The following is a 10,626-nucleotide window of genomic DNA, read 5'->3' as shown; positions in this document are numbered from 1 at the left end:
TTCTGGTCGTACGTCAGCGTGGTCACGCTGACGTACGACCAGAAGATGAGCGCGCGGTACCGGCTCGGGGCCGGCTTCGCGGGGTCGGGGAAGTTCGACGCCGTACCCGGTATCGACAAGGCGCCCGGCAAGGGGCAGAAGTACACCTACCGTGTGGACGTCGAGCAGGGGCTCGGCCTCGACGGCGCGGTGTTCGCGCAGGCCGTGCAAGCGACGCTCAACGACGACCGCAGCTGGGCCCACAACGGCGCGCGGACCTTCGAGCGCATCCACTCGGGCGAGCCCGACTTCGTCATCACGCTCGCCAGCCCCGGCACCACCGCCGAATGGTGCGCGAAGTCGGGCCTGGACACCACCGAGGACAACGTCTCGTGCGACTCGGCCGCCACCGAACGCGTCATGATCAACGCCTACCGGTGGGCGCAGGGCTCGCCGACCTACGGCGACGAGATGTACGCCTACCGGCAGATGCTGATCAACCACGAGGTGGGCCACCGGCTCGGCTACGGCCATGTCACCTGTGACAAGGACGGCGACCTGGCCCCGGTCATGCAGCAGCAGACGAAGTTCCTGGAGTACGACGGGATCCGCTGCCGACCCAACCCCTGGGCCTATCCGAACAGTTGACGAACAGCCAGGGAGCGCCTGCGGGGCGCCCGGAAAGCGTCCGCACGCCCCCTGAGGTGTAACGTTTCGCGCTCGCCTGATCTCTTAGCGCGACGGAACGCCACTCGCACGGGAAAGTTACGACCGTTCACCCCTTCTGGTGGTGCGACGGACAACCGTCCATCGCACCACCACCTTGTCCGCATACGTTCGTCCCGCTGCGAGCCGCCGGGTCAACGGCGGCTCCCCAAGCGGGAGATCGGGGGTGCACACGTGCGCATCGGACTGCTTACGGAGGGTGGCTATCCGTATGTGAGCGGTGATGCGGGGCTCTGGTGCGACCGGCTCGTGCGCGGGCTCGGACAGCATGAGTTCGGCGTCTACGCGCTCGGCCGCAGCGAGCGCCAGGAGGCCGCCGGCCAGGTCGCGCTTCCGCCGCAGGTCACCCGCGTGCGTACCGCACCGCTGTGGACCGCCGAGGACGACGGGGTGGTGCACGGACGGCGTGCGCGCCGGCGTTTCACCGAGCACTACGGCGCTTTGGTGTCCGTGTTGTGCGAAGGGGCGCCCACCGGTGCGGGGACCGACCGTTCCGGCTCCCAGGCGGACCGTTTCGGCAACGCGCTGTACGGGCTCGCGGAACTTGCCCGCGACGAGGGCGGCCTGGTGGGCGCGCTCCGCTCGGAGGGCGCCGTGCGTGCCCTGGAGCGTGCCTGTCGTGCGCCGGGCGCCGCCGGTACGGCGCGCGAGGCGCGCGTACCCGATCTGCTCGCCGTCGCCGCTCACCTCGAACGTGCCCTGCGCCCCCTCTCGCTCGACTGGTACGAGGACGACGGGGGCGACGGGCTCGGCTCGGTCGACCTCTGCCACGCCGCGTCGGGAGGTGCGGCGGCACTCCCGGGTCTGCTCGCCCGGCATTTCTTCGGTGTGCCGCTGCTGGTGACGGAGTACGGGGTCCGGTTGCGGACGCACTATCTCGGGGCCGGCGGGGGCACGGCTGTCGCTTCCGGAGCGGCTTCGACGTCGGACGCGGTGTCGGGCCCGGCCTCCGGTCCGACGTCCCGTCGGGTGCCTGGACCGGTGGCTGTCCCGGAGGGCGCCCCGGCCGTGCGGTCCCTGCTCGCGGCCTTCCACGGGCGGCTCGCCGCCGAGGTGTACCGGCAGGCGGCATGCGTCACGCCCGGCAACGCCCACGCCCGCCGCTGGCAGGAGCGCTGCGGCGCCGACCCGGCCAAGCTGCGGACGGTCCACCCGGGGATGGACGCCGCCCGCTTCGCCGAGGTCGGCGACTCCCCGGACGCCGCCGACCCGCGCACGCTGGTCTGGGTCGGCAGAGTCGAACCGGCGAAGGACCTGGTCTCCCTGCTCCACGCCTTCACGGAGATCCGCAAGGAGGAGTCCGGGACCCGGCTGCGGATCTTCGGCGCCGCCGCCGGGGCGGAGGGCGAGGCCTACCTCGGTCACTGCCGGATGCTGGCCGCGCAGCTCTTCCCCGACGAGGCCGCCGGGCCGCACTCCGTCGGCGACAACCCGGTGTCCTTCGAGGAGATCGGCGGCCCGGAGGTGCCCGGACTCGCCGAGGCGTACGCGGCCGGTGCCGTCGTCGTCCTGTCCAGCGTCGTCGAGGGGTTCCCGGTCGGCCTGGTCGAGGCGATGTTCTGCGGGCGCGCGACCGTCTCCACGGACGTCGGCGCGGTGGTCGAGGTCATCGGAGGCACCGGACTCGTCGTCCCGCCGCGCAACCCGCGGGCGCTCGCGGAGGCGTGTGTGGCCCTGCTGCGCGACCCCGGACGCCGTGCACGCCTGGGTGCCGCCGCCCGAGCACGCGCCCTCGAACTGTTCACCGTCGAGCAGAACATCGCGGCATTTCACGGCATTTACCTGGAGATCGTCTCCCGGAGCCCGGTCCGCCGGGGCGTCCTCGACGCGGCCGGTGAACCCCGGCCCTTCGCGGTCCCGGCCGAGGCCTGGCTGCCCGGCCGGTGGACCGGCCTCGGCGGACGGGCCACTCCCCGGCACCCGTCCACCTGGACGGCAGGACCGCCGGTCCGGGGTACGGCCGCGGCCCGCGGTTCCGTCGGGGCGCCCGGCCCGCCGTCGCCCCGCACCTCGACTCCTGCCACCACTCCTGCCGGCGCTTCCGCCGCTGGTCCCGTCGTCGCGAGTGAGGGGGCCCGATGAGCGGCCTGGGCGAACTCGACCGCCCCGCGACGCCGGCGAGCCCCGGCGCCCGGGACGAACGGTCCGGGGGGTGGCTGGTGAGCGAGGACACAGTTCCGAGCGCCGGCGCAGGCTCCGATTCCGACGGGCCGGCGGTGCCCATCCCTGCCGAGCGTCCCGCGTCGGCCTCCGGCGTACGCCCCTATCCGGCCGCCGGTCCCGCCGCGCCTCGCCGAGGCGGCGCCGTGGACCCGGTGAAGGCGCTGATGCACCGGCACCGAGAGCTCTGCGAGCGGGCGGTCGATCCACTGGAGATCGCGGCGGGTCTGGAGGCCCACGGCGTCACCGACCGCACCGCCGCGCGGTTCCGGCACCGGGACGTCTTCTCCCTCGCGGAGGAGATGTACGCCCGCGTTCCCCGAGACGGCGACACGCCCCCGCGCCCGGAGTCCGCTCCAGCGCCGAGGGCCCGCCTGGACTGGGCGCTGCTCACCCTCCTGCCCGGCGCCCTGACCGCCGCGACCGTCGTGGGCCTGCGTCTCACCCACGGTCAGGCCCGCGTCCTCGCCGTCGCCGCCGGCGTCCTGGCGGTGACCCTGGCCCTGCGCGCCGCGCTCCGCCGGGGCCCGCTGAGCCGCCGCCGGCTCCCGTCGGGCCCACGCGGCGGCTCGCACCCCGGCCGGCACCACACCGGCGGCTGGACCTGCTGGCTCCTCGCCTACGCCGCCCTCGGCGACGGCCTGCTGCGCGCCGCGGCCGACGGCGGCCCGGACGGCCTGCCCACCGGAACGCCCGACGGCCCCTGGCCACTCGCCACGGCCCCACTCCTCACCCTCGCGCTCGCGTGCGTGCCCGCCGCCTGGTGCGCGCACCTTCTCGCCGTACGCGCCCGGCGCAGGCTGGACACCAGCCGGGGCCTGGACGAGTTCGCCGCCTCCGTCCGGCCGCTGCTGCTCAGCGTCTTCGCCCTGTTCCTGTGCGCGCTCGCGGTCCTCACCGGTGTCTGCGCGGCCGTCCTCGGCGAACCCGCCGCCTACGCGGGCACGCTCGGTCTGGGTGCGCTGCTCCTCCTTTCGCGCCTCCTCACGGTCCACGGCTTCACCCACGCCCCGGCGGTCGTCCTCAGGGCGGCGGGCGGGGCCGAGGCGATCGCCCTGGCCACCCTCCTCGCGGGCCGGCTGCCCCGCTGCGGCTTCCTGGCTGCACCCGTGGACGCCCTCATGGCCGCCTGGGGCCCCGCCGGAGTCCCCGCCCTCGCCTGCGGGGCGGCGGCCCTCACCCTGCTGATCCACGCGACCCGCACCCTCACCAGGGCCTCGGCCCACGCGCGAACGGACCAGCCGTGCTGACCCGGCGCCGTCTGCCCGCCTCCGACCACCGCGCGCCGCGCCACCCCCACCGTGCACGGACCGCACGACGCACGCGCTCCTCCACCCATGAAATCCCCCTAAGGAGAGACCAGATGACCACCTCCCGATCCGGAGCGACCGGAGCCACCGGGACACCCGCGGTCGCAGGAGCCCGCGCGGTCACCGGAGCAGCCGCGGCGAACACCCCGGGAGCCGAGCGATGAGGGTCCTGCTGACCGGAGCCAACGGCTACGTCGGCCGCTTCGTCGCCGACCGTCTGCTGGCCGACCCGGCCGTCCAGCTCACGGCGCTCGGCCGCGGCGACGACGCCGACGTCCGCTTCGACCTCGCGAGCGGCAGCCCAGGCGCCCTGACTCGCTTCCTCGACGCTGTCCACCCCCAGGTCGTCGTCAACTGTGCGGGCGCCACCCGCGGCGGAGCCCGGGAACTCACCCGGCACAACACCGTCGCCGTCGCCACCGTCTGCGAGGCGCTGCGCCGCAGCGGCTGCGGCGCCCGTCTCGTGCACGTCGGCTGCGGCGCCGAGTACGGCCCCAGCCAGCCCGGTTCCTCCACCGCGGAGGACGCCGTCCCACGCCCCGGCGGCCCGTACGGCGTCAGCAAGCTCGCCGCCACCGAACTGGTCCTCGGCTCCGGCCTGGACGCGGTCGTGCTGCGGGTGTTCTCCCCGGCCGGGCCCGGCACCCCCGCCGGTTCCCCGCTGGGCCGGCTCGCCGAGGCGATGCGCCGCGCCATGCAGTCCGGAGACGGCGAACTGAAGCTCGGCGGACTGGGCGCCCAGCGCGACTTCATCGACGTCCGTGACGTCGCCCGCGCCGTCCACGCCGCCTCGCTGTCCGCCGCACAGGGCGTCATCAACATCGGCTCGGGCCGTGCCGTCCGTCTCCGGGACGCCGCGGCCGTCCTCGCGCGCGTGGCGGGATACGGCGGCACCCTGCACGAACTCGACGGCCCGCCCGGCGGCCACCTCAGGCCGACCATCGTCCACCCCCGCCCCGACTCCGACCATGTGGCCCCGGTGGCGTACCCGTACCCCGACGGGTGTGGCAGCTGGCAGCAGGCCGATGTCCGTACCGCCCGCGACCGGCTGGGCTGGCGGCCGCGGATCAACCTCGAGGAGTCCCTGGCCGACATCTGGATGGAGGCGGCATGCCGTATCTGACCGGTACTCGGGCGGGTACCGCGAGCACTGACGTCCGCGCCGGGTTCGGGGTCCCCGGCTTCGCCCACCCCCTTGTCGCGCCGACCGAGTGGGGCGAACTCGCCCGTCCCGGCCAGCCCTTGCACTGGGTCGTCCTCAATATCGCCGACGGCCCCGGTGTCCGCCCCGACCCCCACTGCCTGGAGGCCGCGGGCAGGTTGCGCAACGCGGGCGTCCGCGTCCTCGGGCACCTCGACGCCGTCCACGGCGCCCGCGCCTTCGCGGAGGTGATCGCCGACGCCCGCCGCTACCTCGACTGGTACCAGGTCGACGGCTTTCTCCTGGACCGCTGCCCGACCGAACGCGCCGAACTCCCGGAGATCCGCCGCACGGTCGGCGCCCTCCGCACGCTCCGTGACACGCCTCACATCGTCCTCGGACACGGCACCCACCCGCACCCCGGCTACGCGGAGAACGCCGACCAGCTCGTCACCTTCTCCGGGCCCTGGAGCGACTACCGCTGGTCGCAGGCGGCGGAATGGACCGCAGACCATCCGCCCGAGCGGTTCTGCCACTTCGTCCACGGCGTGCCCCGCGGCCATCTCGACGAGGCGCTGCGGATCGCCCGGTGGCAGGGAGCGGCCACGATCTGGTTCACGGACCGTCACGATCGGGACGGCGCGTTCGACCCGTGGGAGACCATGCCCGGCTACTGGGACGAAATCGTCTCGCGGATCGGAACAGGTGTCTCGGAATGAAGAAGGCCATGGCAGTGTTACGCGGAGAACAACTGTAGTGATTGACCGACCAACGGAGTCCCCGTGTCGCTGCCACCCCTGGTCGAGCCGGCTGCCGAGCTCACCGTAGACGAGGTCCGCAGGTACTCCCGCCACCTGATCATCCCCGACGTGGGGATGGACGGGCAGAAGCGGCTGAAGAACGCCAAGGTGCTGTGTGTGGGCGCCGGCGGCCTGGGCTCGCCGGCGCTGATGTACCTGGCCGCGGCGGGCGTGGGCACGCTCGGCATCGTGGAGTTCGACGAGGTCGACGAGTCGAACCTCCAGCGCCAGATCATCCACAGCCAGGCCGACATCGGCCGCTCCAAGGCGGTGTCCGCCCGCGACTCCGTCCTCGGCATCAACCCGTACGTGAACGTGGTCCTTCACGAGGAGCGGCTCGAGGCCGACAACGTGATGGACATCTTCAGCCAGTACGACCTGATCGTCGACGGCACGGACAACTTCGCGACCCGCTACCTGGTCAACGACGCCGCCGTGCTGCTGAACAAGCCGTACGTGTGGGGCTCGATCTACCGCTTCGACGGTCAGGCGTCCGTGTTCTGGTCGGAGCACGGTCCCTGCTACCGCTGCCTCTACCCGGAGCCCCCGCCCCCCGGCATGGTTCCCTCCTGCGCCGAGGGCGGCGTGCTGGGCGTGCTGTGCGCGTCGATCGGCTCCATCCAGGTCACCGAGGCCATCAAGCTCCTCGCGGGCATCGGCGAGCCGCTCGTCGGACGCCTGATGATCTACGACGCCCTGGAGATGCAGTACCGCCAGGTCAAGGTCCGCAAGGACCCCGACTGCGCGGTCTGCGGCGAGAACCCGACCGTCACCGAACTCATCGACTACGAGGCCTTCTGCGGCGTCGTGTCCGAGGAGGCCCAGCAGGCGGCCGCCGGTGCCACGATCACTCCCAAGCAGCTCAAGGAGTGGATCGACGACGGCGAGAACATCGAGATCATCGATGTACGCGAGCCGAACGAGTACGAGATCGTCTCCATCCCCGGCGCCAAGCTGATCCCGAAGAACGAGTTCCTGCTCGGCACCGCCCTGGAGGGTCTGCCCCAGGACAAGAAGATCGTCTTGCACTGCAAGACGGGTGTCCGCAGTGCGGAAGTCCTCGCGGTGCTGAAGTCCGCGGGCTTTGCGGACGCGGTCCACGTCGGTGGCGGTGTGATCGGCTGGGTCAACCAGATCGAGCCGAGCAAGCCGGTCTACTGAGCCGACCTGCCTGCCCGACCGGCGGGGGTCGCGCGCACCACGGGTGCGCGCGGCCCCCGCCGTCGTCATGAGCAGACCTTGCCGTCCTTCGGCACCGTGCCGTCGAGCAGGTAGTCGTCCACCGTCGAGTCGACGCAGTCGCTCCCGCTCCCGTACGCCCCGTGGCCCTCGCCCTTCCAGGTGAGCAGCACCCCCACCCGCTCGCCCAGTTCGTCCGCCATCCGCCGCGCGCCCTCGTAGGGCGTCGCCGGGTCGCCGGTGTTGCCGACGAGCAGGATGGGCGCGGCTCCGGCCGCGCTCACCTCCGGGCTGTCGAACTGCCCGGCCACCGGCCAGTCGTGGCACCAGCCGGCCGTGTCCCAGCCCAGGAACGTGCCGAACACGGGCGAGATCTTCTCGAACTCCGGCAGCAGCTTCTTCGTCTCCTCCAGGGTCGGCCGCTGCTTGTCGTCCAAGCACGATATGACCCGCTGCGAGTGGGTCGTCGTGCCGTAGTTCCCCTCGGGGTCCCGCTCGTTGTAGGCGTCGGCGAGCGTGAGCAGCTCGGAGCCGTCGCCCTCCTGCGCCGACTCAAGGGCGCTGGTCAGGGTCGGCCAGCCCTCCTTGCTGTACAGCGGCAGGACGATGCCGGTGACCGCGAGTGTCTGGGTCAGTTTCCGTCCGGAGGACGTCGGCAGCGGGTCGGCGTCGATCCGCTTCAGCAGGTCGGCGATCTTCCGGCTGCCCTGGCCGGGGTTCTGGCCGGTCGACTTCAGGTAGTTGTCGAGCGCGAGTTGGAAGCCCTTCGCCTGGTTCTTGGCGTGCCCCACCGCGTCGGCGCTCGGGTCGACGACCGCGTCGAGGATCACCCGGCCCACGTTCTTCGGGAACAGGTGGGCGTACACACCGCCGAGTTCCGTTCCGTAGGAGATGCCGAAGTAGTGCAGTTTCTCGTCGCCGAGGACCTGGCGCATCAGATCCATGTCGCGCGCGCTGTCAGTGGTGGAGACGTGCGCCATCAGCTCCCCGGCGTCCTTCTGACAGCCCTTGCCGAAGTCGACGGAGTCCCGGAGGTAGGCCTGTTCCTCGGCCGTGGTGTCCGGCGTGGAATCGACCGACTCGGCGGCCTCGATGTTCTTGTCGCTGCGGCAGCGGACGCCCTCGCTGGCGCCCACCCCGCGCGGATCCCAGCTCACCAGGTCGTACTGCTTGCGCAAGGAGGAGACCGTGGAGCCGTACGCCGGCATCGTCGACACTCCCGAGCCGCCCGGCCCGCCGAAGTTGAACAGCAGCGAACCGATCCGCTTGCTCCCGGTGCCGCGGGACTTGGCGCGGATCATCGCGAGGTCGATCGTGTCCCCGTCGGGCTTCGACCAGTCCAGCGGCACCTTCAGCTCCGCGCACTGCCACTCGCCGCTCGGCGCGTCGGAGTCAGCGGTGGCCTTGCAGCGGCCCCAGTCGGGTTTCTGCCCGGTCAATGAGGCGGGCAGGGGTGCCGCCGTCACCTCCCCGGTGCCGGTGGAGGAGGCCGACGGGCGCGCGTCGGCCGTACGTCCCTTGTTGTCGTCCCCGTCGTCGGACGAGCCACCGCAGCCCGTCATCAGCAGTGCGGCGACGGCTCCCGACGCCGTCCACCGTACGAATCGCGCCATGTGCGTTTCCCCCCTCGCGGGACCGTCCGCACCTGCGGCGGACGGCTGTCAGGCCATAGTAGGCGGATCCCAGCACACCCGTCGGAGCCTGTGGATAACCCTTTGACCTGCGTGTTTGTCGAGCTGGGGGTGTCATGAGCAGACCGTCCCGGCGGTCGGCGGCCTTCCGTTCAGCAGGTAGCCGTCCACCGCCGCCCGCACGCACTTGTTCTTGCTGTCGTACGCTCCGTGCCCCTGCCCCTCGTACGTCAGCTCGACGCCGACGCCCTGGCCGAGGGCGGCCACCATCTTCCGCGCACCCTCGTAGGGGGTCGCCGGGTCGCCGGTGTTGCCCACGACGAGGATCGGCGCCGAGCCGGCCGCGCTCACGTCGGGATGGTCGGCGGCGCCCGGCACGGCCCAGTCGGTGCAGCCGACCATGCCCCAGGCCAGGAAGTCCCCGAACAGGGGGGACGCCGCCCGGAACTCCGGAAGCCTCCGCTCCACCTGGGCCACGGAGTAGCGCGCTCTGTCGTCGGCGCAGTTGACGGAGACGTTGGCGGCGGTGATGTTGCTGTACTCGCCGTTCTCGTTGCGGCCGTTCATCGAGTCGGACAGCAGCATGAGGATGCTGCCGTCGCCGTCGTAGGCCTGCTGCAGGCCCTCGGTGAGGTACTCCCAGAAGTCCTTCGAGTACAGGGACTGCGCGATGCCGTTCGTCGCGGCGGTCTGTGTGAGTTCGCGCGGGAAGACGCCCGGGATCGGCTCGGCGTCCAGGGTCTTCAGCAGGGTGGCGATCCGGTCCTTCACCTCCTGCGGGGTGTCCCCGACGGGGCAGTCTTCCGTTTTCGACGTGCAGTCCTCGGCGAAGTTGTCGAGCGCCAGCTGGAAGCCCCTGGCCTGCCCCAGCGCGCCCTGCTCCGGCGTCTGCGTCGGGTCGACCACCGCGTCGAAGACGGCACGGCCCACGTTCTCCGGGAACAGGTGGGCGTACACGCCGCCGAGTTCGGTGCCGTAGGAGATGCCGAAGTAGTGCAGCTTGTCGTCGCCGAGGACCTGGCGCATGAGGTCCATGTCGCGGGCCGCGTCGGTGGTACGCACATACGGAAGGATCTTCTTCGACTTCTTCTCGCAGGCCGCGTTGAACTCCTTGGTGTTGTTCAGGAGCGTGCTGCGCTCGGCGGCGTCGTCGGGTGTCATGTCCTGCTGGAAGTACGCGTCCAGCTGCTCGTCGTTCCGGCATCGCACGCCCGCGCTGCGGCCCACCCCGCGGGGGTCGAAGCTCACCAGGTCGTAGCGGGTGCGCAGGGTCGCGTAGTCCTCGCCGAACGCGGGCAGGGTGGTGATGCCGGAGCCGCCTGGTCCGCCGAAGTTGAACAGCAGGGAACCGATCCGGCGATTGTCCGGACCGCTCGTCCGCGCGCGGATCAGCGCGACGCCGATCCTGTCGCCCTCGGGCTCGCTCCAGTCCAGGGGCGCCTGCATGGTCGCGCACTGCCACTCGTCGCCGTCCGGCAGCGGTGACGGGGCGTTGCCCCCGCCCTCGGACTGGGACGGTGCGGGGCAGTCCTTCCAGCTCAGCTTCTGCGCCGTCAGATCCTCGTCCTGGGAGCCGTCGCCGCAGCCCGCGACCAGGAAGGACCACAGGACGGCCGTGGCGGTGAGCACGGCGGCGCGCGGGCGGGAGGGGTTCGGCATGATCCCATCCTGGGGTCGCGCCGTGCCCCGCGCGCGGGGCA

The 10,626-nt window shown here is 72.2% G+C and carries 8 protein-coding genes; 6 read left to right on the top strand and 2 right to left on the bottom strand.

The genetic code is table 11. From position 1 onward, the window contains the following. From BZL64_RS30455 to moeZ, 6 genes are all read left to right on the top strand, one after another. On the top strand, positions 1-627 hold a 627-nt coding region (locus BZL64_RS30455), incomplete at its 5' end, for a DUF3152 domain-containing protein (protein ID WP_143663353.1). A 252-nt stretch (positions 628-879) separates the two neighbouring features. Then, positions 880-2,787 (top strand): DUF3492 domain-containing protein, encoded by a 1,908-nt coding sequence (locus tag BZL64_RS30450; protein WP_086772372.1) that lies wholly within the window; start codon positions 880-882, stop codon positions 2,785-2,787. Next, positions 2,784-4,115, top strand: coding sequence for a hypothetical protein (locus tag BZL64_RS30445; protein WP_086772371.1), 1,332 nt, complete (start codon positions 2,784-2,786; stop codon positions 4,113-4,115). Before BZL64_RS30450 ends, BZL64_RS30445 begins: the two co-directional genes overlap by 4 nt. Positions 4,116-4,335: 220 nt before the next feature. Next, on the top strand, positions 4,336-5,298 hold the full coding sequence (locus BZL64_RS30440) for an NAD-dependent epimerase/dehydratase family protein (RefSeq protein WP_086772370.1): 963 nt from the start codon (positions 4,336-4,338) through the stop codon (positions 5,296-5,298). Then, on the top strand, positions 5,286-6,035 hold the full coding sequence (locus tag BZL64_RS30435) for a spherulation-specific family 4 protein (RefSeq protein WP_086772369.1): 750 nt from the start codon (positions 5,286-5,288) through the stop codon (positions 6,033-6,035). The genes BZL64_RS30440 and BZL64_RS30435 overlap by 13 nt, the downstream gene beginning before the upstream one ends. 63 nt (positions 6,036-6,098) lie before the next feature. Further along, positions 6,099-7,277, top strand: coding sequence for an adenylyltransferase/sulfurtransferase MoeZ (moeZ, locus tag BZL64_RS30430; protein ID WP_086772368.1), 1,179 nt, complete (start codon positions 6,099-6,101; stop codon positions 7,275-7,277). Between the two features lie 65 nt (positions 7,278-7,342). Here the strand turns inward: moeZ and BZL64_RS30425 are convergent, their stop codons facing one another. Further along, positions 7,343-8,908 (bottom strand): alpha/beta hydrolase, encoded by a 1,566-nt coding sequence (locus BZL64_RS30425; RefSeq protein WP_086772367.1) that lies wholly within the window; start codon positions 8,906-8,908, stop codon positions 7,343-7,345. A 132-nt stretch (positions 8,909-9,040) separates the two neighbouring features. Further along, complete coding sequence (locus tag BZL64_RS30420; protein WP_086772366.1) at positions 9,041-10,585, bottom strand: alpha/beta hydrolase; 1,545 nt, start codon at positions 10,583-10,585, stop codon at positions 9,041-9,043. Positions 10,586-10,626 lie beyond the last annotated feature (41 nt).

It is taken from the genome of Streptomyces bobili, assembly GCF_002154575.1.
In the GTDB taxonomy this organism is placed as follows: domain Bacteria; phylum Actinomycetota; class Actinomycetes; order Streptomycetales; family Streptomycetaceae; genus Streptomyces; species Streptomyces bobili.
Note: the sequence above shows the minus strand (reverse complement) of the source record. Positions and strands in the feature narration are given on the sequence as shown.

What these genes read in the sequence shown, in the direction of transcription:
- BZL64_RS30440 (WP_086772370.1), top strand. Translation starts at nt 4,336, where the DNA reads ATGAGGGTCCTGCTGACCGGAGCCAACGGCTACGTCGGCCGCTTCGTC.
- BZL64_RS30420 (WP_086772366.1), bottom strand. Translation starts at nt 10,585, where the DNA reads ATGCCGAACCCCTCCCGCCCGCGCGCCGCCGTGCTCACCGCCACGGCC.
- BZL64_RS30445 (WP_086772371.1), top strand. Translation starts at nt 2,784, where the DNA reads ATGAGCGGCCTGGGCGAACTCGACCGCCCCGCGACGCCGGCGAGCCCC.
- BZL64_RS30435 (WP_086772369.1), top strand. Translation starts at nt 5,286, where the DNA reads ATGCCGTATCTGACCGGTACTCGGGCGGGTACCGCGAGCACTGACGTC.
- BZL64_RS30425 (WP_086772367.1), bottom strand. Translation starts at nt 8,908, where the DNA reads ATGGCGCGATTCGTACGGTGGACGGCGTCGGGAGCCGTCGCCGCACTG.